Raw genomic sequence first — 21,375 nt, forward strand, 5'->3', positions numbered from 1 at the left:
GGCCGCCCACGCCCATCGTGTGTCCGTCATGGACTTCACCAACGAGTTCCGAGTGAACCTGCCGCCCGACCAGGCCTGGTCCCTGCTGACCGACGTGGAGCGGATCGCCCCCTGTATGCCCGGCGCCCAGCTCACCGGCGTGGACGGCGACACCTACAACGGCGTCGTCAAGGTGAAGGTCGGCCCCATGACCGTCCAGTACAAGGGCGTCGTCTCCTTCGAGGAGAAGGACGACGAAGCGCGTACGGCGGTACTCCACGCGCGCGGCCGTGACACCCGGGGCCAGGGAAACGCCGACGCCCGCGTCACCGCCCGGCTCGTCCCGGACGGCGACGGGACGCGGGTGACGGTGGACACCCACCTCACCATCACCGGCAGGATCGCGCAGTTCGGCCGAGGTGTGATCGAGGAGGTCAGCGGGAAGCTCCTTGCCCAGTTCGTCGACAACCTGGAGGGGCAACTCGCGACGGAGAAGGAGCAGGCGCAGGAATCGGTCGCACCGATGCCAGAGGCCGGGGTGACGGCCGTTGCTGGAGCTGGAGCTGGAGCTGGAGCCGAGCCCGAGGCCGGCGCCCGGATCGCATCGAGTGCCACGCCGGAACCCGCTTCCGCCGGAGGCGCCACCGTGGACAACGCCCCTGCCGCCGAAGCCCCGAGGAAGGCCGCTCCCAGCGCTCCAACCTCTTCAACCGCTCCAACTTCTCCAGCCGCTCCGGCCACCCCCGCCTCGAACGGCGTCCGCCCCGCGGAAGCGCCCGCCGTTTCCCGTACGCAGGCCCCGGCCGAACCCGAACCTCTGGACCTTATGAGCGTCGCACGCGGTGCCGTACTCAAACGCGCTCTTCCGGCGGCGATCGTCCTCGCCGTGGTCGTGGTCGTTCTTGTCGTCTGGCTCACGCGATGATGGGGGCATGACCGAGATCCATACCCCCCGTCTTCTGCTGCGCCGCTGGCAGGACGACGACCTCGTGCCCCTCTCCGAGATCCACGCCGACCCGACGGTGATGCGATGGGTCGGTGACGGCACGCCCCGCTCCCTGGAACAGACCGCCGAGGACATCGAGGCCTGGGAGGAGGAGTGGGACGAGGAGGGCTTCGGGGTCTTCGCCGTCGAACTCCTCGGATCGGGGGAGCTGGCCGGGGCGGTCGGGCTGTACGTTCCTGATTCCCCGCCCGAGGTGGCGGGGCAGGTGGCGATCACCTGGCGGATGGCGCGTGTCTTCTGGGGCCAGGGCTATGCCTCGGAGGCGGCCCACGCCACACTCGAATTCGCTCTGCAGGACCGCGGTATCGACCGGATCGTCGCCGTGTGCCGAACGGCCGACACCGCGTCGTCGAACGTGCTGGACAAGCTCGGCATGCAGGCGGAAGGCGCGACAGTGGACCCGGCCTACGCGCACGACGTGCGGATCTACGGGATCGACCTGACGGAGTTCGAGGGCTGACCGGTCCCTCGGTGGCGCGCCGAACGACCGGGCGGCCGACCGTGACCGGACCGCCATGGAGGCCATGATGCAGATCCCTTCGCTGCCGTACCGCGATGAGCACACCACCGTCGTCGCGGCGGGAGCCGATGACGTCTGGCGCAGTCTGGGCGACACCCTGGACCGGTCCTTCTCGCGCCCCGGCGCGAGCCGCTACGCGCGGCTGGTCGGATGCGCGGACCGCACGGCGTCGGGTCCACGGCCGCTCGCCGAGGGCTCGACGTTTCCCGGGTTCCGGGTGGCCACCGCGGTCCCGGGGCGGGAGCTGATCCTCGGCGGGCGCCACCGCTTCTCGTCGTACGCGCTGATCTTTCGCCTGGAGCCCGCGGGTCCGGGCCGGTCACGGTTGACCGCCGAGACCCGGGCCACCTTCCCCGGCCCGGCCGGTGGCCTCTACCGGTTGCTCGTCCTCGGGACAGGAGGGCACGCGGTGGGCGTGCGGCGCCTGCTCGCGGCGGTCCGCCGCCGGGCCGAGACCTGAGGGCTGCCGGTCTCAGGCGGGCTTGAGCCCCTGGGCGCCCGCTTCGGTGACGAAGGACGCGGCGGTCGTGATCGGAGCCCCGGGCGTGGTGACGGCGGAGACGGTCTTGAAGTCCGCCCGCGCCGCCTCCGGCGTCAGCCGCACCCTGACGTAGCCGCGTTGTCCGTTGTAGAACTTCAGGTGGGGGTTCGCGGACAGATAGGTGGCCCAGTTCGTGGGTCTTACGATGCCGTCCCCTCCGCTCGCGATGGACGGGGTGACGATCTCCGTGCCCAGGGTTCTGGACGAGGGGTTGTCGAAGTCGTCCTTGATGTCGAAGGCGTACCCGACGTGGACGTCCCCGGTGAGCACCATGAGGTTGTCGATGCCCGCCGCCTTCGCCCCGGCCAGGACCCGGTCGCGCGAGGCACGGTAGCCGTCCCAGGCGTCCATGGACACCTTGGCGACAGGGCTGAGGTCCAGCTTCCGCTGGGAGAAGCAGACCTGTTGCGGCATCACGTTCCACACGGCGTCGGAGGTGCGCCATCCGTCGAGCAGCCAGCGCTCCTGGGTGGCGCCGGTGATGGTGCGTGCCGGGTTGTCCGACTCCGGGCCGGGGATGTGCGGCCGGTCGCCGTAGGCCTGGTCGGAGCGGTACTGGCGGGTGTCGAGGACGTCGAACTGCGCCAGCGTTCCCCAGTGCAGACGGCGGTAGAGCTGGGCGTCGGGCCCGTTGGGCAGCTGGGAGGCGCGCAGCGGCTGGTTCTCCCAGTGGGCCCGGTAGGCGGCGGCGCGCCGCAGCAGGAACGCGGCCGGCGGGGTGCCGTTCTCGTCGCTGTCGGCCGCGTAGTTGTTCTCGGTCTCATGGTCGTCCCAGGTGACGACGAACGGGTGCATGGCGTGCACGGCCTGCAGGTCCGGGTCCCGGTGGTAGAGGGCGTAGCGCAGCCGGTAGTCCTCCAGCGTCACGGTCTCCCGGTTGAAGAGGTCGGGCAGAACACGGTCGGTGTACTTACGGGCGCCGCCGGCCGCGTCGACCGCGTACTCGTAGAGGTAGTCGCCGAGGTGGAGGACCACGTCGACGTCGTCGCCCGCGAGATGCCGGTGGGCGGTGAAGTACCCCTCCTGGTAGGCCTGGCAGGACACGGCGGCGAAGGTGAGCGCGGAGGCGGGGCCGATGGCGGCGGGAGCGGTGCGCGTACGGCCCGTCGGGCTGATCCAGGTGCCCGTCCTGAAGCGGTAGTAGTACACGCGACCGGGGGCGAGACCGTCCACCTCGACGTGCAGGGTGTGGTGGACCTCGGGATGGGCGATGGCGGCGCCGCGCCGGACGATCGTGCCGAACCGCTCGTCGTCGGCCACCTCCCATTCGACGACGACACGCTGCTGGGCCAGGCCGCCGTCGGCCTCGTACGGCTCGGGCGCGAGCCGTGTCCACAGCAGTACGGAGCCGGGCCACGGGTCACCGGAGGCGACGCCGAGTGTGAAGGGGTCGTCGGTGATCCTCGCCGCGTCGAGCTCGGCGGCGCTCGCGGCGCCCGTGGCGGGCAGATGTGTGCCGAAGGCGAGCGCGGCGGCTGCCGCGGTGACGGTCAGGAAGCGGCGGCGTGCGAGATGGCGTGCTGCCGCACGCAGTTCGGGGGCGTGCTGCGACGACGGACTCTGGCGGCCCGGGGGCATGGCTCTATCCCCTCACGGTGATGGCGGCGGGGCAGCCCCGGCAACGGGTGCTGCGGGGCTTGTGAATGCTAATCAGATGAAGATCACGAACCCGGCAGGCGCGGCCTCTCGAAGCGCAGGCGGCGTAACGGTCGACGCTCGCCGAGGGCCCACCGGCCCGCTGCGGCGCGCGGAGCGCCGACCCGGTACGCCCGGGGTATGCGACCGGATGGGCACGGTGTCCGGGACCCGGGACTTGAACGAGTAGCCCCGTGGCTCGGACGAAAGGTCCCTGTGGCTTGGAAGACAGCGAGGAATGGCCGGAGTTCGCCCTGGCTGCTTCCACCGGACGTACATACGATGCGACCGCTCCGGTCTTCACAGCTCCTTCACAGGGCCGGGGTTCATGCGGTCATGCGTTTGGCATGTGCATGACCGTTGCATGGCTGTGCTCGATGTCCGATCCATGCCTGATCCATGTCTGATCCAACGCACCTGGTCCGCGACGGCCCTTCGCGTACGCGAAGGCCGCACCCCCCAATTCGCGGCGGGACACATTCGCCCGCCGCCGGAACACCGACGCAACGGATTGGAGCACCATGGCTGGTGCGATGCTTCTGAGCGGTGCCATCGCCGCTCTCTTCGCCACCGCACTCCCCGCGCACGACCCGTCCACCGGGATCGTCGACCCGCCCCCGGACAAGATCGTCATCAAGGTCGCCACGGTGAACGGCTCCGGCTGCCCCCAGGGCACCGCCGCCATCGCCGTGTCCCCGGACAACACCGCGTTCACGGTCACCTACAGCGACTATCTCGCCCAGGTGGGAGGCAACTCGGATCCCACCGCGTTCCGCAAGAACTGCCAGCTCAACCTGACGGTCGCCGTGCCGGGGGGCTTCACGTACGCCATCGCCAGTGCGGACTACCGCGGCTTCGCCTCGCTCAAGGCGGGGGCGACCAGCACCGAGAAGGCCTCGTACTACTTCCAGGGTTCGTCGAACACGGCCTCCATCACGCACCCCTTCAGAGGCCCCTACGACGACAACTGGCAGGCCACGGACACGACGGAGTGGGCGCAGCTGGTCTGGGCGCCCTGCGGTGTGCAGCGGAACTTCAACATCAACACCGAACTCCGCGTGAACGCGGGCACATCCGCTCCCGGCACCACCAGCTTCATGACCATGGACTCGACCGACGGTGACATCAGCACCATCTACCACCTGGCCTGGAAGGAGTGCCCCAGCTCCTGACCCGACCGCCTTGGCCGGCTCCACCGCACCGGAGTCGGCCAAGGCGCGGCCTCAGCACGTACGATCTTGTCGGCCTTCGTGGCCGCCGACAGGATGCGTCGTCCGGCCGACGAATGCATCGCCCGGTCCGGCGAATTCAGCGTCCGGGCCGACGGATACATCGTCTGGTCCGATGAGAACATGGCCCCGAACGAGGGGTGTGCGCTCGCTCGATCCGGTGCCCCTGGTGGGTGAGGGCGTACCACCGGCGCATGCGCCCCGTTGCACGGACATGGACAGCACATTCGCCACAACGGGGTCCTTCCTGGGCCGCGAGGGTCAGGACCGGCCGTCCGTCGAACTCGCCGGCGCCCACTGGACGGACCCGCCGATCTACGCGGCGCTGGTCGCCGACTGGCAGGCCCGCGGGCGCGTGGTGCCCCGGCGGCACGAGATGCGTCGGCCTGGCTTCGCCGCCCTGCGCGCCACCGACGTTCGCCTCCCCGGTCCCGGTCGGCGTCGAAGCGACGGTCAGGGGGTGGGCGGATCCTGAGGGGCTCCGCCCGGCCACCGGCTCGGCCGGTCCGGCCGGCCCGGCCGCCTCTGGTGTCTCAGCCGAGTCGATCGGGACCCGGCCCGGGACGCACCGCGTTGCCGACGGGGCGTGCCCGTTCCCCGTTCACCAGGGCGGAGAGCATCTCGGCGGCCTGATGGAGCGCCACTTCCAGAGCGGTCGGGAGATGCAGGGCGCCCTGGCCGTCGGGCGGAACCAGCCAGCGCAGCGTGCCGCTTGTCCGGCGGGGCGAGGGCACCGCGATCCAGGATCCCTTCCCGGAGTAGCGGATGTCCTGCCCCACCCAGTAGCTCTCCGGGTCCGGGGGAAGGAAGAACCCGACCCGGTGGGCGCCGAAATCGGCGAGCGTGGGGCCGGGCATCGGCAGCGGGAGGCGCAGGAGGGCGTCCAGGGCGAACAGGCCGATCTCCTCCGGCACGCTGAGGACGTCCCAGAACCGGCCGGCCGGCAGCAGCGCGGCGCCGCTCGCCCCGTGTTCCCATTCGCGCTTGCAGGCCCGGGGGTCCACCGCGGCTGCTGCGAGCCACTCCACGGCTTGCTGGTGGGGAGCGCTTCTCATGTCTCTCCTCTTCGACCGCTGGTCCGGGTGAGCGGACAGTGATACCCCCTCCCCGGGCGCGGCTCCGTGTGCAATTCCCGAGGCGATGCCCAGAGTCATATTCGTAGATATATCTATCCAGTGGAAGGGGTGGCGCGCCGTGGCGTTTGTCCGTAGAACACCCGAACTTCGGACGAGAGTGCGATCCGCGCGTATGGCTGGGAGCGTCGTCGTGATGGCCGCGGTCTCCTGGCTGGTCCTGCTGGCGCGAACCTGCCGTCGAAGTCTCCCTCGACGCTTCGGATTTCCCCGCTTCCGATTAGCTCGCTTCGGGCTTCCCCGCTTTGCGCTTCCCCGCAGAGACCCGTTGGCGCCGCTGGTGAGAACCGCGCACAGCCTGAACTACGGCGCCGGGGAGTTCCTCGGCCCGGTCGACGCGGATGACGACGACGGCTGACGGATGTGCGACCCCACGGCCGGGACCGCCCGCCCCCGCAGGACCATGAGTGAGTCTTCCAAGGTGGCCACCATGGCGAAGGGGAAGCGGTCGAGCTCAAGGCAGAGCCCGACGTCATCGGCATGGACTCCTTGGCGCACCCCCTGCGCCAGTTCGGCGGCGGCGCGTGACTGCGCGGCGCGGCGGAGGAACCCGGCAGCATCCGTCCCGGGCTCGGTGGCTCTCCGGGCGATGTACTGAGCACACGCCAGATCTTCGTCGGCCTGCCCGTCCTCGCCGGTGACCACGAACGTGACACTGTCACTCCCGCGCGCCCGCAGGAGCTGAGCCGTCGCCTCCGCCACCACGAAGCTCGCGCACAGCACCAGCGGTGCATCCTTGACCGCCAGGGCGCCGACCGTCCCGGCCGTGGTCTTCTGCACAACGGTCCGTCCGCCGAGGTCGATCGACCGCAGCAGGCCGGGGGAGTTGACGGTGTCGAACCCGGGCGCGGGCGGACCGTCCTTGAGGGCCACCCAGTCCGGGTTGTCGGCCTTGAGCGCCAGGGCTTCGTCCAGCGACCCGGCAAGAACGATCTTTTCCGCGCCCTGGGCAAAGGCCCAGGCGGCCACGGTGAATGCCCGCATGACGTCGACCACGACCGCCACGGACGGGGTGTCGACCAGCTCGGCGATGCCAAGGAAACGAGTGTCCATTCGGATCATGATCGCGCATGGCCGATCCGAAGAACCCCGGGAGTGGTACGCGTCATATCGTCGGCCCCTCCGCGCGGAGCGGCCGGCCGGATCCAGGGGTGGATGGGGCCACTTCCGGAACCGGCCGGCCTGGCTGTCGGTGGGTCAGAACCAGCCGGTGCACTCGATGGCGCCGCCCGGGCCGTTGGTGCCGCAGGCCCGCATGACGAGGCCGGAGTCGTTCCACTGGGTGGTGTACGCGTCGTTGCCCGAGGTGATGGTGGTGAAGCCGAGCATCGGGGACCAGGTCGCGCCCCCGTCGGCGCTGCGGTCGACCCAGATCTCGTCACCGGGCGCGCCACCGGTGATGCGACCCCAGGCGCACTCGGTGGTGCCGTTGTAGCGAAGCTCCACGGTGCGGCCGAAGACGGTGGTCGACTTGGCCGTCCAGGCGCCCGTGGAGTTGGGCTCCGTACCGTCGCCGCAGGACGTGTTGTTCTCCGCGCCGGCCAGTGTGCCGCCGATCTCCGGGAAGTCACCGCAGGACGGCACATCCTTGAGCACGGCCGGACCCTGCACGAACAGGTTGCTGATCCAGCTGTGGTAGTCCGGCAGGAACGACCAGACGTTGTTCACCATGCCGTCGACCGTGGCCCGTTCGCCCACCCGCTGGCACAGCACCCGCGCTTGTACGGAGATGCCGTTGCCGTTGGTGAAGTTGATGCGGCTGCTCGTGTTCGAGTCCTGCCGCAGGTTGGGCTGGCCCCAGGTCTTGTGGTACGAGCCGCGGCCGTCCCAGGACCAGACCCCCGGCGTGACGTCGGCGTGCGGGCGGAACGCGCCCTGGTAGCGCTCCCAGCGGGCGCTGATGTTGTTGACCTGGATCTGCGCGCCGGACTGCGGCGCCTCGACCATCTTGCCGTTGCCGAGATAGATCGCGACGTGCGTCGGGCCGAAGCCGGTCGGGCCGAAGTACATGATGTCGCCGGGCAGCAGGACACCCGACCCCTGCGACTTCAGGAACTTCGTGTGCGCGTATCCGGGCGCCGCGAAGGTCGCCTGCGTCGTGCGCTCGGTGATGAGGTCCCGGCCGGTCGCCTTGTACCAGGCCCAGCGCACCAGACCGATGCAGTCGAAGCTCCACAGCTCCGGGTCCGCGTACGAGGCGGGATCCGTGCGGTCGATCTGGCCCTGGCTCGGACCGGGCATGCCCTGTGCGTGACCGCCACCCCAGGCGTACTGCTTGCCGACGTACCGGCACGCGACCTCGACGGCCGCCTCCGCCGCCGCGCTCGCACCGGACTGGAGCGGCGCGCACCCTGTGGCGGCGGTCGCCGGTGTGGCCGAGACGGCCGGCAGACCGAGGCTCACCACCGTCACGAGCGCGGCCACGAGGAGCCGCACCCGGCGCCCCCATGACCGCGCTCCCCACCCGGTTCGTCCGAACCCTGTTCTCCCGGAGTCCGTCCTTCCGGGCCCTGTTCTTCCGGTTCTTCGGATTCTGCGAACTCTGTTGATCACGGCACGCCCTCCCCCTGGTCTCGGTGGTCTCCCGTGAACGTACGGACTCCACCCGCCTGCCGGTCCCTGTCATCTGTCAGGGTGCGACCCGCCCGCTCCCCAACTGCGGGATCGGCGTGCCTCTTGACTTCACAAGACCCTCGCGCCAGATTCCTGACTCCGCATCAGAACCGGGACCCCACAGGCTTGTTGCCTCCCGGGGCACAGCACGTCCTCGTCTTCCTTCGCCCTGTTGGAGTGCTGCCATGTCGACAACCGCGGATCCTGCGAGACGTACCGAAGCTCCCTCACGACCCGGCCCCTCACAGCCCGGCCCTTCACATCCCGGCCCGTCGCGGCGCCGGGTGCTCGGCGCCGCGACGGCGGGCGGGCTCGCCCTCGCGGCCGGCCTCCCGAGCGCCGCCGACGCGGCCGAACTGCCCCTGCTCGGCACGTACGACGTCGTCGTGATCGGATCCGGAGCCGCCGGGATGACCGCCGCGCTGACGGCCGCGAAACAAGGACTGAGCTGCGTCGTCGTGGAGAAGGCGCCCACCTTCGGCGGTTCGGCCGCCCGCTCCGGCGCGGGAATCTGGATCCCGAACAACCCGGTGATCCTCGCCGCCGGGGTCCCCGACACCCCGGCGAAGGCCGCCACCTACCTGGCCGCGGTGGTCGGCCCTGACGTCTCCGCGGAACGCCGGCAGGCCTTCCTCGGACAGGGCCCCGCCATGATCTCCTTCGTACTGGCCAACAGCCCGCTGCGCTTCCGCTGGATGGAGGGGTACAGCGACTACTACCCGGAGCTGCCCGGCGGGCTGCCCGGCGGCCGTTCCATCGAACCCGCCCAGCTCGACGGGAACATCCTCGGCGCCGAACTCGCCCGGCTGAACCCGCCGTACCTGACGGTGCCCAGCGGCATGGTCGTCTTCAGCGCCGACTACAAGTGGCTCGCGCTCTCCGCGGTCAGCCTGAAGGGCGCCGCCGTCGCCACCGAGTGCCTGGCCCGCGGCACCAGGGCGGCCCTCCTCGGCCAGAAGCCCCTGACCATGGGCCAGTCACTGGCGGCCGGCCTGCGCGCGGGACTGCTCGCGGCCCAGGTGCCCCTCTGGCTGAACACCCCGCTCACCGACCTCTACACGGAGAACGGAACCACCGCGGGAGCGGTCGTCACGAAGAACGGCACCCCGGGGCTGATCAGGGCCCGGCACGGAGTGATCGTCGGCTCCGGCGGCTTCGAGCACAACGCGGCCATGCGAGCCCAGTACCAGCAACAGCCCATCGGCACCGAGTGGACCGTGGGAGCCAAGGAGAACACCGGCGACGGAATCCAGGCAGGCCGCAGGGCCGGTGCCGCGCTCGACCTGATGGACGACGCCTGGTGGGGCCCGGCGATCCCCCTGCCCGACGAGCCCTACTTCTGCCTCGCCGAACGCACCCTGCCCGGCGGGCTCCTCGTCAACGCCGCCGGAGCCCGCTTCGTCAACGAGGCGGCCCCGTACAGCGATGTCGTACACACCATGTACGAGCGCAACGCGACCGACCCTGACATCCCGGCCTGGCTGATCGTCGACCAGAACTACCGCAACCGCTACCTGTTCAGGGACATCGCACCGACGTTCACGTTCCCCGACGCCTGGTACACGTCCGGCGCCGCCCACAAGGCCTGGACCCTGGACGCCCTCGCCGCGGGAATCGGCGTACCCGCGGCAGCCCTGCGGGCCACGGTCAACCGCTTCAACGGCCTGGCCCGCAACGGCACGGACGCCGACTTCCACCGCGGCGACAGCGCCTACGACCACTACTACACCGACCCCGCGATCCTCCCCAACTCCTGCCTTGCACCGCTGTGGTTGGCCCCCTACTACGCCTTCAAGATCGTCCCGGGTGACCTGGGCACCAAGGGCGGTCTGCGCACCGACGCCCGGGCCCGCGTGCTGCGCCCGGACGGATCCGTCATCCCCGGCCTGTACGCCGCCGGAAACGCCAGCGCGGCGGTCATGGGCCACAGCTATGCCGGCGCGGGCTCGACGATCGGACCGGCGATGACCTTCGGCTACATCGCGGCACGGGACATCGCTGCAGCGGCCCGGGCCTGAAAGCGCGAGGGAGGGGTCCGTCGCGTCACGCGCAGATGTCTTCGGGCGGCCGGAACGAACGGTCGTCCGCAGACTCCTTGTCCACCTGGGCGCGTACTGTCTCCAACTGCCGCAACAGCGAGGCGAGATGCTTCTCCGCAGGGTCCCGAAAGAACTCCAGGACGGCGCGGTGGAAGGCGTCCCGGAGCTCGGGCGGCATCACGTCCGAGGCGTCGAAGCAGAGGGTACGGGCGCGTGAGTTGAGCAGGCCGTCGATCTCCTGCTCGACGGGGTTCGCGGGCGTGGTGGGCGGCAGACCGGTGGTGTTCGGGAACAGTGGGCGCACCGCCGGGTCCGCCTCCGCCTGCCAGCGCTCCCGGCCTGCCGGGCTCGACAGCCGCTCCACCAGTTCCTGGGCCGCCGGGTCGTCGCTGAAGACGGCGGCCATGTCGCCCGCGACCTCGTACGCGTCGCGGTACTCGGCCGACCCGCCCAGGAACCGGGCCGACGGCTCCACCCGGACGTCGTCGCCCGTGTACACGTACCGGATGAAGGCACTCTGGTGCTCGTGTGTGCAGTCGAAGCCGGGGGAGGCCAGCAGTCCGAGGGGTTCGTCGGGCCCGGGCGTGCCCTCGTACGACGTGGTCAGGGACCGTTCGATCGACTTCGGTGAGCGGTTGCCGAGCAGCCCCGCCCAGGTCGTCCAGGCGCGTCGCACGGCCGGATCGCGCCAGCTGAGCCGGCTGGTGGCCCACTTCTCGTAGACGTCGGGGCCCGCCTGGTGGAGCAGGATGTCCTCGATCCAGTCGGTGCCGGGCCAGCCCGAGGTGGCCTGCGAGGCGAGCCCGACGCACCAGGTCGGATCGTCGCTGGACGTGCCCTCCTTGCTCCACACCAGGCTCTTCAGATCGACCTTCAGCGGCACCCAGTAGGTGCGGCGCTTGTTGTCCACGAGGAGCGTCGGTGCCCAGGGCGCGTACGCGCGCTCGGCGGCCTCCTCGACGAGGGGCTTCAGCTTGTCGCGGCGCGCGTACTCGGTGAGTTCGCCGATGCTGTTGAGGATCGCCACGTCCGGCGGGGCGTCCGCCTCCAGCTGCGAGACGAGCGTCTCGCGCAGCGAGCGGGTGCCCTCGTAGGTGTACGTCCTGCCGGTCCCGTCGTCGAGCCGGTTCAGGGCCGCTTCGAAGGCCTTGCCCTCCTTGCCGGTCCAGGGGCCCAGCACGACGAGCGGGTCGGGGGTGTCCGACGTACAGCCGGGGACGAGGGCGAGCAGACAGACCGCGAGGAGGAAGCGGAGGCCACGGCTGACGGCTCGGTTCACGGCTCCGTTCACGACACGGCTCCCGGGCGGGCGACGACCAGATATTCGCGCCGGTACGCGTGCAGCGCGGCGCCGGCGACGACCGCGCCGACCAGGCCCGCGGGGAACACGAAGGGCGCGACCCCGTCCAGGAAGACGAGCCGACCGCTGGACAGCCCGTCGTCGATGCGCGCCTTCAGCACTTCGATCGCCTGCGGATCAGGTCCGTCGAACGGGCGCTCCTCCGCGATCGTCTCCGTCCGGGGCGAGGTCCGTGTCGCGAGCGCGTCCGCCACGGGGACGGCCTCCTTCTGCGCGTGCCGCGCGAGCAGCGCGTCGGTTGTCAGGAGCGGTACGGCGAGCAATGGCAGGGCGGCGACCGCCAGCGGAACACTGAGCCGGATCCGGAAACGGCGCCGCAGGAACAGCACCGTGCGCCAGAGTCCGGCGGCGAGCAGCACCAGGGCGATTCCGCAGACCACGGCGGCGACGAGCACGGGCCCGCTCCAGGCGGCCCGGTCCGCGAGCCGCTCCCGCAACTGCCGTTCGAGCCCGGCGACCCGGTCCACGATGGAGGTCGCGGCGGAACCGACCGTGGGACTGCACGGCGGATAGCGGTCCTGCCGGTCCGCGGCGGCGACCGGCGTCGAACAGAGCATGCTGCGCGCGTACGTCAGCTCCGCGTCCCGCAGCACGGGATCGGCCACGTGGTTCTGCGCCCGCCCGATCCAGCCCGTGTAGTCCACCACCAGGGCGGAGACGACGCGCAGTTCCTGTTCCTCGGCCACGGTCAGGGCTCCGCTGCGCGTGACCTGGTTCAGGCTCTGCGTGGCCCGCGCCACCCGCGTCCGGTACCGCTCGCTGAGCCCGCTCAGCTCGGAGGCCCGTCCCTCGGCGAGGTTCTCCTCGGCCTCGCCCTGTGCGATGAACAGCGACGCCTTGGCGTTCGCGAGACCGACCAGCGCGGGCGCCAGCCGGTCCCGCACATACGCGGAGTCGTCCCGCACACCCGAGTACGCCCACCCGAGAGTCCCGAACGCCACCACGGCGAGCAGCGGCAGCGCGACGAGCCGCTCCCGCAGATACGCGCGGTTGCGACGGCCGGCCGCCGACGGCCACACGTAGAGCCAGACCCGGCGGGCGAGCTCGGCCGCGACGAGACGTGCCGCCCGCGCGGCACGCAGGACCCGTGCGGGCGGTGCGGCATCGTCCTCCGTGGGCTGCGGGCGCGCGGCTTCACTCACTCGCGGGCCGCCCGAGCGCTCTCCCCGGGTGGCGGCACCGAGGTCGGTCCCGGTGGTGGTGCCGGTGGCGGTGGAGGTGTCGGCGTACGTGCGATCGTCCGGAGCCAGGTCGTGACTCTCTTTCCGAGCCATGGGCTGTCCCTGTGGTGTCGGAAGGCGAGCGGACGGACCTCGTAGGCGCGGTCCAGGAGTGTTTCGGCGACGGCCGCGTCCTCGGGCGAGGCGGAACGGGCGGCTTGGTGGGCGAGGGTGAGATAGAGGCGGGAGAGGGCCTTGCGCAGACCTGGCCCGTCGGACGGGAGGCCGAGCCGTTCGTCGGCGCCGGCGGCCAGCGCGGCCAGGCCCGCGGCGTCGACGGCACCGCGGGCGAGTGCGCCCTGTACGGCCTCCCACACCTCCGCCGTCATACGGACCCGGGCCTGCTCGTCCGTCAGCCCGTGCGCGTGGAAGAGCCGGGTCAGCCGCTCCAGCACCTCGCGGAGCCGCTCGGTCACCTCGTCGGGGCGCTCGGCGGTCCGCACATGCTCGACGCAGACGCGAACGGCGGCCGTACGCGCGGCGGTTCGGTGCCGGGAATGCTGCGGCACCACGTCCAGGGCCCGCACCGCGTCGTCCCACGCCCGCTCACCGCCCAGTGCCAGACGCGCCCGTACGGCGCCGAACGCCGCACTGCCCAGCGACGGATTGCGCAGCCGTACGGCCTCGTAGAACGTCAGCGCCTCCTGCCACCGGCCGAGCCGTTCGGCGCAGTAGCCGAGCGCGAGTTTCGGCGCGTACTCGCCCGGGATCGCCGCGAACACCTCGTCGAAGTGCCGCCGGGCCGCGGCCACTTGGTCCCGGCCGAGCGCGAGCAGCCCGCGGTGCCAGCCGAGCCGCCAGTCGTGAGGAGCGCGCTCGGCACCGATCAGCGTCTCGGCGGACCGCAGTTCACTCTCGGCGGCAGCTGTCCCGCCCCCGGCACCGCGCAACCGCAGCCGGCAGCGCAGCAGATGCACCTCCGGCGAGTCGCGCCAGTCCCCGGTGTGCTGCAGCAGCGCCTCCGGCGCGGCATCGGCCAGCCTGCTCAACTGCGCGTGGTGGTAGTCGTGCCGGTCGGGCCGCGGTACGGGCAGCCGCTGCGCGGCCTCGGAGGGAGACGGCGGCGCGTACGGGGCGGAAGCGTTCGGGGTGGCCCACCGGGCCAGGGGCGGCGCGGAGCCGAGGGCCGCGTCCAGCGCGTACGACGACTGGAGGAAGAGCGGTGACGGTTCGAAGGTCTCCAGGCCGGTCCGCAGCGACCGTAACTCCCGGAATACGCCCCGCAGTTGCTCCTCCATCTCCCGTGCGGTGGCGAACCGCTCGGCCGGCTCGCTCCGGGTCGCGCGGTGCAGCACCCGGGCGAGCGACACCAGACCGAGCCCCACGGGAGGGGGTGCCGTTATCGGATACGTCTGCGCGGTCTCGGTCTCGCCGCCCTGTGCGCCGAGCCCGCCGATCACGTCCAGATGGCCGAGCTCCGCCAGATCGTCCGGCGATCCGCCGAGCCCGCTCAGCCGCCGCAGTGTCTCGCCCAGGCTGAACAGGTCGTCCTGGCCGGTGGATTCACCGCTGCGGCCGACGGTCGGGGCGCGGTACCTCTCCGTGGTGTGGCCGGGCAGACCGACCATGCGGACACTTCCCACATCGATGATCTTCGTGGTGGTGCCGTCGTGCATGACGTTGTCCGGTTTGAGGTCGCCGTAGACCTTGCCGGGCCAGTCGCCGTGCAGATACCCGAGCGCGGCCAGCAGACGTATCCCGTAGGCGAGTACGAACTCGTGGAAACGGCCGCCACCGAATTCCGCCGGGTTCACCTGCGCCCGCGCCCGCACCTCCTCCAGGGTGAGCCCGTCCACGTACTGGAGGACGAGGAAGTCCCCGATCTCGGGATGGTGCCCGTAGTTGAAGACACGGATGATGTCGTCGTGGCTGAGGTCGACCAGCGCCCGCCGTTCCTGGGCCAGGGCATCCGCCGCGGCTGCCGCCTGCTCCCCGCGCAGGACCTTGATCGCCACCTCGCGGTTGTCGACCTTGGTGTCGAGCGCGAGGTACACCTCGCCCATACCGCCGTAGCCGAGGGGGCGCATCATCCGGTACTGCCCCGCGAGCATGTGCGGCGGCGGCAGTGGCAGCCCCTCCGGGTCGCTCCCACGGGAGGCGGCGCGCTCCAGCAGCGTGATCGAGGGCAGCAGGACGGGATCGGGACTCTCCTCGGGCAACTCGACGCGCGCGGCCCGCAGAATCACCGATTGCTGTGGCGCGATGAAGAACGGCTCGCTGGATTCCGGCAGTTCACCGGTCGCACCTCTGCCCGCAGCCCCGTCCATGCGTCCTCAGAATAGACGCGGGCGCCCTGAATGGCCCCGGGCCGAGGCGAAGATGATGTGCGGAAGTGGCCGAGGAGACGACCCACCGACCCGGACCCGCGGAGGAGTCCCGGTGTCTCGGGCCGACGGAGGCTTCCCAGCGTCTCCGCAAGTCGGGGATTCTGTGCGTCATCGCGGGCGGGTTGGCACCCCTACGAGTCGACGGGGCGCCCACCGGCCCGTTGGATCAGCCTTCCTTGGCCTTCGCGTACTCCTGCGCCATGCCTCCGGCGAAGTCGAACACCACGGTGGGTTCGTCCCCCACGACCCAGGCGTCGTGACCGGGAGGACAGACGAAGACGTCACCGGGGCCGACCTCGCTCTCGGCGCCGTCGTCCATACGGATCCGCATCCGGCCCTCGACGACGTAGCCGTTGTGATGGACCTGGCAGCTCTCGGTGCCCGCGATCGGAGCCACGGACTCGGACCAGCGCCAGCCCGGTTCGAACGTCGCCACGGCGAAGTCGAGCCCGGTGAGGTGGACCGCTTCGAGGTGGCCACGAGGGAAATCGCGTCGCTCGTCCGGCTTTTCGACCGCCTTGACCTCGATCATGACGGCTCCTTCCCATCTGGCCTTGCCCAGCATTGGCGGGCGGTCGGTCACCGCCTCGCGACGACCCGGCCGAACCCCTCCCCTCCATCGTCTGCCCGCGCGCCCGGCTCCGCCATTCGGGGGACGGAAGCCCGGCGGGAGGCAGAGGCGGGGAGACGCAGTCGCCCCTACAGGGAGATGGTCACCTCGTCCTCGACCGGCGGGTCGATTTCCTGCTGGAGATTGCCCGTCGCCGAGAAGCAGCGCAACCGGACCGAGTCAGGAGTGACGTCAAGCCGCAGGAAACACTTGAAGAACGGCGGGCTGTACGTCGCCGAGCCCGGGGACAGCAGCTGCGTGTACGCCTTGCGCACGGGGAGCCGGAATCGGGAGGTGCGGTCCGGACGACCGCCGGCGCCCAGCAGACTCGCGACCAGGCGGGTACGCAGGGTGACGCGCGCGGGCGAGACCTGAGCGCGGGTCGGGCGCATACCGAGCCGCTTCGCGATGACGGCGGTGGCCTCGGCCTCGGTGAGGGTGAAGAAGCGCCGCATGCGCAGCCGGCGTCCGTAGAGCCTGCTGTAGAAGGCGAGCGAGTCGCCGCGCAGCGGGTAGCAGCGGAAGTCGTCCTCGGAGACACCGGCGACGGAGACGCGCGGGACGGTGTGCGTGGCGTGCATGAAGGCTCCGCCGCCACCGGCGACCACGTACTGGATGGTGCGGCCGTCCACCGTCACCGGATAACGCTGGTAGTTGTGGATGTCACCGCCTATCGCGGCCACGTAGTGATGGTCCGGGTCGCGCACGATGTCGTCGACGGTTCCGCCGCCGTCGATCAGGCAGGGGTGGTGCTCGGCGTCCACGTACAAGGGGGAGCCGGTGATGAGGATCTTCGGGGTGTCACCCTTGGACACCTCGCGGAGCCAGCGGCCCTGCTCGGCGTCGACGGTCCCCAGCAGACCGGTGTCGATGCCTATGATGCGCACCGGCCCGGCGTCGACGGCCCAGTACGGGCCGGGCTGGACCGCCTGTTGGGCGGGTGCCGAGCGCAACTTCCGTGCCTCGGCGAGGCGCTGCTCGTCGGTGGTACGCGGCTTGTGCCAGAGCAGCGACCGCAGCCAGGCGGGCGTCAGCGGGCGCGGAGTGGCTTCCGGCGTGAGCGGCGGGGCCTCGCAGAAGACCCGCATGAAGCCCTGCAGGTCCTCGTACCAGTCGTGGTTGCCGGGTATCGCGTAGATGGGTGCCTGGTAGTCCTGGTACGGGCGATGGAACTTCGTGCCGTAGTCGTCGGCGGTGCCGACCGGATAGACCACATCGCTGGCGAGTACGGCGAACCGTGTGTCCTGACTGACCTTCAGAAAGCCTGGGACGACGGCGTATTGGGGGTCGTCGCCCTCTCCCGTGTCCCCGATGACCATGAAGGAGAAGTGGTCCGGATCGTCGCGCCGGACCACCTTGTCGGCGGGTGCCCCGGCGACTGTCCGCTGCTCCACCCAGCGGCTGCGGGTCCGGCCGGTGGGGTCGCCGAACCAGGAGGCCAGTACGCCGTTGCGGGCGGGCCAGAGCGTCTTCGGGTTGAGCCAGGAGAGCTTCTCGACCCGGTGCGGCATCAGTTGCTTGTAGTCGCCGCGTTCCGCGGTGCCCCAGCCGGCGCCCTCGGCGGTGTCGCGTGAAGAGTGTGACATCGGTGCACGGTAACAACGCCCTCGTCCGGTGATCCAAGTGGGGCCGTCGGGGGAGGGCGGGCACCAACTACCGTGATGCCGATGGACATCAGCGTGGTTGCCGCGGCACGAGAGGACGACAGCCCGGTCGACGAGCCGTTGCGGGTGGCCGCGGTGGCCGACCGGCTCGGGTACCGCGAGGTGTGGGCCGGTGAGGGGCCCACCTGGGACGCGTTCGTGCTCGCCACGGCGATCGGGCTCGCCACCGAGCGCGTCACGTTGACCGCCGGGCCGGTTCCCGTCTCCGTACGAGACCCGTTGACGATCGCCAGAGGCGCGGCGTCGGCCGCCGCGGTGATCGGCCGCCCGGTCGGGGTGGCGCTGGGGACGTCCAGCAAACGGGTGGTCGAGGGCGTCCACGGCCGGCCCCGCACTCGGCCCGCCGCCGCACTGGCGCAGTCAGCCGAGGCGGTACGCGGTCTCATGCACGGCGAACCCGGCCAAGCGATCGTGCCCGGAAGCACCTTCCGCCGACGTCAGCAGCCGCCCGGAGGCCCGCTCACCGTGGCGGCGTTCGGAGACCGCGCGATCGCCGTGGCCGCCGCGCACGCCGACCGCATGCTCCTCGACGTCGTCTCCCCGGAGCAAGTCCGCACCCTGCGCGCCAAGTTGACCGCCGCCGCGGAACTCGCCGGCCGGACGCCGCCGCGACTGGCCGCCTGGCTGCCCGCGGCCGTCGACCCCGAACCCGAGTCCCTCCGGCAGATCCTGCGGAGCATCGTCGGCTACCTGACGGTCCCGGGATACAGCGACGTGTTCACCGCGGCCGGCTTCGGCGAGGCGGTCGGCCTCGCCCGCTCCGAGGCCACTCCGGAAACCCTCCTCGCAGCAGTCCCACCCGAGGCCGCCAACACGCTCGCCCTGGTGGGAGACGCCCCCACCGTCCGCGCCCGCATCGACGCGTACGCCGACGCCGGCCTCGACGAGATCGCCGTGGTCCCGGCCACGGCGGGCGACCCGGCGGGGGAGCGGACGCTGACGGCGTTGGCGGACCTGGTGTCCGGGTGAGGGAGACGGACGAGGCCCGCCCCCTGCATCATGGCCGGATGAGTGATCGTGAGGAACTGCCGACGGCGGTCGACGCGGAGGCGCTGCTCGCGCTGGCCGAGGGGCACCACGCGCGCGGGACACGGGCGTTGGGCACCCGCGAGGCCAGTGGTCATCTGGTGAAGGTGTACGCGATCGAGGCGCCCGGGCGCGTCGTGACGGATCGGGACGGGGCGGCGGCGCTGCGGATCGCCGGAGCGCATCTGGCGCTCGGGCGTGCCCGTGGGTCGCTGGGGCTCGCCGTACTGCTCGTGCACGCGGGAGGCGACGGGGACTATGTCCTCGTCAGCAACTGGATCGAGGGATACATGTCCGACCTGGCGGTCTTCACCGGCCCGGCCGGGCAGCCCGAACTGCTGCGGCCCGGGCGGGTGGGGCTCGCGCCCTGCGTCTGGGAAGCCGCCGTCCTGGCCCATGAGCGCGACGCGTTCACGCGGCACGTCCTCGACGGCAGTGGCCCGGTGGCGGACCGGCTGGCCGCGTGGGGCGCGGACACCATGGCCGGGGACGTCCGATGACGGGCGCTCCACGTGTGAGGCACGCACGCCCCGCCGACCTGCCGCGTGTCGCCGAACTGGCTGCGGAGCACGCCTCGTACGAGAAGTCCGCACCGCCGGTCCCCGACCTCGCCGAACGGCTCGAAGTCCTTCTCTTCGGCACGCCGGCACCGCGGTTGAGGTGCCTCGTGGCGGAGTCGCCGGACGGCGAGGTCGTCGGCTACGCCACCTGTGCGCCCGAACTCTCCACCTGGGAGGGCCGCGAGTACCTCACCATGGACTGTCTCTTCCTTCGCGACGGCAACCGGGGCCTGGGCCTCGGCGCCGCGCTGATGGACGCCGTGGTGGCCGAGGCGCTGGACCTCGGTCTGACCGAGGTCCAGTGGCAGACCCCCGCATGGAACGAGGGCGCGATCCGCTTCTACGACCGCCTCGGCGCACGCGCCAAGGAGAAACTCCGCTACTTCCTGCCGGTGCAGGGCTGAGCCGCCGAGTCGCCGAAGCGTCCGTCCGCGCCCGCCGCGGGCGGACTCTTCCTGCTCAGGACAGAGGCGCCGTCGACCCCCTGATGACCACCCTGCAGGGCAGGGTCTCGACCCCCGAGCGCTGCGCCCCGGCGATCGCGGTGAACAGCGCGTGCGCGGCGGCACGGCCCACCTGTTCCAGGTTCATGTCGACGCTCGTCAGGGGCGGTCGGGACGCGGAGGTCAGGACCTGCCAGTTGTCGAAGCCCATGACCGCCACCTCCTCCGGCACACGGTGGCCGCGCTCGCGCAGTACGTCCATGACACCGCGCGCGATCTGATCGCTTCCGCACAGGACGGCGTCCACGTCAGGGTGCTGGTCGAGCAGCATCGCGGTGGCCGCCCGGCCCCAGCCCTCCGACCACACCCCGAACCGAGGCTCGCCGACGAGGGCGAGGCCGGCGTCGGCGAGTGCGGCCAGGGCACCCTCGGACCGCTCCTGCGAGGCGAGGTACCCGGGGTCACCGGTGATGTGCGCGATCCGCGTACGACCGCAGGCGAGCAGATGCTCCACCGCGATCCGCCCGGCGCCCACACTGTCCGGGACGATCGACAGATCCGCGGGATCCTCGGACGGCGCGTACGCGTAGACGACGGGGACGGGCAGTTCGCGGCCCAGTGACGGACGCGGATCGGTCCGGCTGCCCACCACGATGAGACCGTCGACCCGGCGGCCGAGCAGCGCGCGGACATGGTGCTGCTCACGGATCGCGTCACCACGGGCGTCGCAGAGGAACACGGCGACCTCGCCGGCGCCGAACGCGTCCTCGGCACCCATGAGGATCGGGATGCTGAACCGGCCCTCCAGGTCGCTGGTGAGCAGCCCGACCGTGCCCGTCCGCCCGGCCAGCAGACCACGCGCCACCTGATTGGGTCGGAACGACAACCGCTCGGCCGCCTCGATCACCCGCTGTCTCGTCTCCGCCCGCACCTGGCTGCGGCCGTTGAGGGCCTTGGAAGCGGTGGCGATGGACACGCCCGCCAGCCTCGCGACGTCGCTGAGCGTGGCGGGCTGCGAACGAGAGGGGCCGGTGGCCTGTGCCATGGGGGTTACTCCTGTCTCGCGTCACGTGCCGACGCCGTTGAGGGTGCACGCCGCCCGGAAAACAGTACGCGAAACCGTTTCGGTCCCGATGCTTCCCCGGGTTTGACGAATCCCCATAAGCCGTTACTTGCAAGGGGATTGACGGGTCGTGAGTCGCGTCCTAGCGTCGCAGAAAACCTTTTCGGTTTTGTTTCCTTCACGGGGTTCTTCGCAGAGTTCAGTGCCACCACATCCATCGTCCCGACCGGCCGGCCCGCCCTGGGCCCGCCGCACACGAGGGGGATCGACCATGGGGAGCACGGCCGGACCGCTTGGACACACACGCCGCCTCGTCACCGGTGCCGTCGCACTGCTTGCCGCCGCGAGCCTGGTCACCGCATGCGGATCGGGGGAAGACGACTCGGGCGGCGGCAAGCAGTGCGACG

The 21,375-nt window shown here is 71.2% G+C and carries 19 protein-coding genes; 9 read left to right on the forward strand and 10 right to left on the reverse strand.

Translation table 11 applies throughout. From position 1 onward, the window contains the following. Positions 1-28 precede the first annotated feature (28 nt). The 3 genes from AOK17_RS01105 to AOK17_RS01115 all read left to right on the forward strand — a co-directional run bounded on the left by AOK17_RS01105 (position 29) and on the right by AOK17_RS01115 (position 1,965). On the forward strand, positions 29-904 hold the full coding sequence (locus tag AOK17_RS01105) for an SRPBCC family protein (protein WP_063997151.1): 876 nt from the start codon (positions 29-31) through the stop codon (positions 902-904). A 7-nt stretch (positions 905-911) separates the two neighbouring features. Continuing rightward, positions 912-1,445, forward strand: a complete 534-nt coding sequence (locus tag AOK17_RS01110; RefSeq protein WP_055610334.1) for a GNAT family N-acetyltransferase — start codon at positions 912-914, stop codon at positions 1,443-1,445. Positions 1,446-1,512: 67 nt separating this feature from the next. Beyond that, positions 1,513-1,965 carry an SRPBCC family protein gene (locus tag AOK17_RS01115; RefSeq protein ID WP_107102264.1) on the forward strand — a complete coding sequence of 151 codons (453 nt, stop codon included), beginning with the start codon at positions 1,513-1,515 and terminating at the stop codon, positions 1,963-1,965. Positions 1,966-1,977: 12 nt separating this feature from the next. On the opposite strand, the gene AOK17_RS01120 is transcribed toward AOK17_RS01115, so the two are convergent. Beyond that, positions 1,978-3,624 carry an alkaline phosphatase D family protein gene (locus tag AOK17_RS01120; RefSeq protein ID WP_055610335.1) on the reverse strand — a complete coding sequence of 549 codons (1,647 nt, stop codon included), beginning with the start codon at positions 3,622-3,624 and terminating at the stop codon, positions 1,978-1,980. Between the two features lie 578 nt (positions 3,625-4,202). Here AOK17_RS01120 and AOK17_RS01125 point away from each other — a divergent pair. Both AOK17_RS01125 and AOK17_RS01130 read left to right on the forward strand, forming a co-directional pair. Continuing rightward, positions 4,203-4,853, forward strand: coding sequence for a DUF4360 domain-containing protein (locus tag AOK17_RS01125; protein WP_055610336.1), 651 nt, complete (start codon positions 4,203-4,205; stop codon positions 4,851-4,853). Positions 4,854-5,124: 271 nt separating this feature from the next. Further along, positions 5,125-5,385 carry a hypothetical protein gene (locus tag AOK17_RS01130; RefSeq protein WP_157881260.1) on the forward strand — a complete coding sequence of 87 codons (261 nt, stop codon included), beginning with the start codon at positions 5,125-5,127 and terminating at the stop codon, positions 5,383-5,385. Between the two features lie 58 nt (positions 5,386-5,443). Here AOK17_RS01130 and AOK17_RS01135 read toward each other — a convergent pair whose 3' ends face one another. The 3 genes from AOK17_RS01135 to AOK17_RS01145 form a co-directional block, all read right to left on the reverse strand. Continuing rightward, positions 5,444-5,965: a hypothetical protein gene (locus tag AOK17_RS01135; RefSeq protein ID WP_055610338.1), complete on the reverse strand. Its 522-nt coding sequence runs from the start codon at positions 5,963-5,965 to the stop codon at positions 5,444-5,446. 381 nt (positions 5,966-6,346) lie between these two features. Then, positions 6,347-7,096 (reverse strand): 2-phosphosulfolactate phosphatase, encoded by a 750-nt coding sequence (locus tag AOK17_RS01140; RefSeq protein ID WP_055610339.1) that lies wholly within the window; start codon positions 7,094-7,096, stop codon positions 6,347-6,349. A 144-nt stretch (positions 7,097-7,240) separates the two neighbouring features. Next, a complete protein-coding gene (locus tag AOK17_RS01145; RefSeq protein ID WP_055610340.1) occupies positions 7,241-8,479 on the reverse strand; it encodes an NlpC/P60 family protein in 1,239 nt (412 codons plus the stop codon). 461 nt (positions 8,480-8,940) lie between these two features. Here AOK17_RS01145 and kstD point away from each other — a divergent pair, with 461 nt between their 5' ends. Continuing rightward, positions 8,941-10,674 (forward strand): 3-oxosteroid 1-dehydrogenase, encoded by a 1,734-nt coding sequence (kstD, locus tag AOK17_RS01150; protein ID WP_055610341.1) that lies wholly within the window; start codon positions 8,941-8,943, stop codon positions 10,672-10,674. Positions 10,675-10,699: 25 nt separating this feature from the next. On the opposite strand, the gene AOK17_RS01155 is transcribed toward kstD, so the two are convergent. The 5 genes from AOK17_RS01155 to AOK17_RS01175 all read right to left on the reverse strand — a co-directional run bounded on the left by AOK17_RS01155 (position 10,700) and on the right by AOK17_RS01175 (position 17,798). After that, a complete protein-coding gene (locus AOK17_RS01155; protein ID WP_245696969.1) occupies positions 10,700-11,986 on the reverse strand; it encodes an extracellular solute-binding protein in 1,287 nt (428 codons plus the stop codon). Beyond that, positions 11,983-13,197 (reverse strand): hypothetical protein, encoded by a 1,215-nt coding sequence (locus AOK17_RS51185; protein WP_169801886.1) that lies wholly within the window; start codon positions 13,195-13,197, stop codon positions 11,983-11,985. The genes AOK17_RS01155 and AOK17_RS51185 overlap by 4 nt, the downstream gene beginning before the upstream one ends. Then, complete coding sequence (locus AOK17_RS01165; protein WP_169801887.1) at positions 13,194-15,542, reverse strand: serine/threonine protein kinase; 2,349 nt, start codon at positions 15,540-15,542, stop codon at positions 13,194-13,196. The genes AOK17_RS51185 and AOK17_RS01165 overlap by 4 nt, the downstream gene beginning before the upstream one ends. Before the next feature lie 226 nt (positions 15,543-15,768). Further along, positions 15,769-16,134, reverse strand: coding sequence for a cupin domain-containing protein (locus tag AOK17_RS01170; protein ID WP_055610342.1), 366 nt, complete (start codon positions 16,132-16,134; stop codon positions 15,769-15,771). Positions 16,135-16,301: 167 nt separating this feature from the next. Further along, positions 16,302-17,798 carry a metallophosphoesterase family protein gene (locus AOK17_RS01175; RefSeq protein WP_055610343.1) on the reverse strand — a complete coding sequence of 499 codons (1,497 nt, stop codon included), beginning with the start codon at positions 17,796-17,798 and terminating at the stop codon, positions 16,302-16,304. 81 nt (positions 17,799-17,879) lie between these two features. Between AOK17_RS01175 and AOK17_RS01180 the strand changes: the two genes are divergently transcribed. From AOK17_RS01180 to AOK17_RS01190, 3 genes are read left to right on the forward strand one after another with little or no spacing between them, the layout of a single operon-like run. Beyond that, positions 17,880-18,845: an LLM class F420-dependent oxidoreductase gene (locus AOK17_RS01180; protein WP_055610352.1), complete on the forward strand. Its 966-nt coding sequence runs from the start codon at positions 17,880-17,882 to the stop codon at positions 18,843-18,845. A 38-nt stretch (positions 18,846-18,883) separates the two neighbouring features. Beyond that, positions 18,884-19,402 carry a hypothetical protein gene (locus AOK17_RS01185; protein WP_055610344.1) on the forward strand — a complete coding sequence of 173 codons (519 nt, stop codon included), beginning with the start codon at positions 18,884-18,886 and terminating at the stop codon, positions 19,400-19,402. Then, a complete protein-coding gene (locus AOK17_RS01190) occupies positions 19,399-19,866 on the forward strand; it encodes a GNAT family N-acetyltransferase (RefSeq protein WP_055610345.1) in 468 nt (155 codons plus the stop codon). Before AOK17_RS01185 ends, AOK17_RS01190 begins: the two co-directional genes overlap by 4 nt. Positions 19,867-19,921: 55 nt before the next feature. Here AOK17_RS01190 and AOK17_RS01195 read toward each other — a convergent pair whose 3' ends face one another. Further along, positions 19,922-20,950, reverse strand: coding sequence for a LacI family DNA-binding transcriptional regulator (locus tag AOK17_RS01195; protein WP_055610346.1), 1,029 nt, complete (start codon positions 20,948-20,950; stop codon positions 19,922-19,924). Positions 20,951-21,375: the final 425 nt, after the last annotated feature.

Source organism: Streptomyces phaeochromogenes, assembly GCF_001418655.1.
GTDB lineage: Bacteria > Actinomycetota > Actinomycetes > Streptomycetales > Streptomycetaceae > Streptomyces > Streptomyces phaeochromogenes.

Excerpts from the sequence above, each read along its gene's own strand:
- AOK17_RS01165 (WP_169801887.1), bottom strand. The coding sequence starts at position 15,542 with ATGGACGGGGCTGCGGGCAGAGGTGCGACCGGTGAACTGCCGGAATCC.
- AOK17_RS01170 (WP_055610342.1), bottom strand. The coding sequence starts at position 16,134 with ATGATCGAGGTCAAGGCGGTCGAAAAGCCGGACGAGCGACGCGATTTC.
- AOK17_RS01120 (WP_055610335.1), bottom strand. The coding sequence starts at position 3,624 with ATGCCCCCGGGCCGCCAGAGTCCGTCGTCGCAGCACGCCCCCGAACTG.
- AOK17_RS01185 (WP_055610344.1), top strand. The coding sequence starts at position 18,884 with ATGAGTGATCGTGAGGAACTGCCGACGGCGGTCGACGCGGAGGCGCTG.
- AOK17_RS01140 (WP_055610339.1), bottom strand. The coding sequence starts at position 7,096 with ATGGACACTCGTTTCCTTGGCATCGCCGAGCTGGTCGACACCCCGTCC.
- AOK17_RS01180 (WP_055610352.1), top strand. The coding sequence starts at position 17,880 with ATGGACATCAGCGTGGTTGCCGCGGCACGAGAGGACGACAGCCCGGTC.
- AOK17_RS01175 (WP_055610343.1), bottom strand. The coding sequence starts at position 17,798 with ATGTCACACTCTTCACGCGACACCGCCGAGGGCGCCGGCTGGGGCACC.
- AOK17_RS01190 (WP_055610345.1), top strand. The coding sequence starts at position 19,399 with ATGACGGGCGCTCCACGTGTGAGGCACGCACGCCCCGCCGACCTGCCG.
- AOK17_RS01195 (WP_055610346.1), bottom strand. The coding sequence starts at position 20,950 with ATGGCACAGGCCACCGGCCCCTCTCGTTCGCAGCCCGCCACGCTCAGC.
- AOK17_RS01110 (WP_055610334.1), top strand. The coding sequence starts at position 912 with ATGACCGAGATCCATACCCCCCGTCTTCTGCTGCGCCGCTGGCAGGAC.
- AOK17_RS01125 (WP_055610336.1), top strand. The coding sequence starts at position 4,203 with ATGGCTGGTGCGATGCTTCTGAGCGGTGCCATCGCCGCTCTCTTCGCC.
- AOK17_RS01105 (WP_063997151.1), top strand. The coding sequence starts at position 29 with ATGGACTTCACCAACGAGTTCCGAGTGAACCTGCCGCCCGACCAGGCC.
- AOK17_RS01135 (WP_055610338.1), bottom strand. The coding sequence starts at position 5,965 with ATGAGAAGCGCTCCCCACCAGCAAGCCGTGGAGTGGCTCGCAGCAGCC.
- AOK17_RS01115 (WP_107102264.1), top strand. The coding sequence starts at position 1,513 with ATGCAGATCCCTTCGCTGCCGTACCGCGATGAGCACACCACCGTCGTC.
- AOK17_RS01130 (WP_157881260.1), top strand. The coding sequence starts at position 5,125 with ATGGACAGCACATTCGCCACAACGGGGTCCTTCCTGGGCCGCGAGGGT.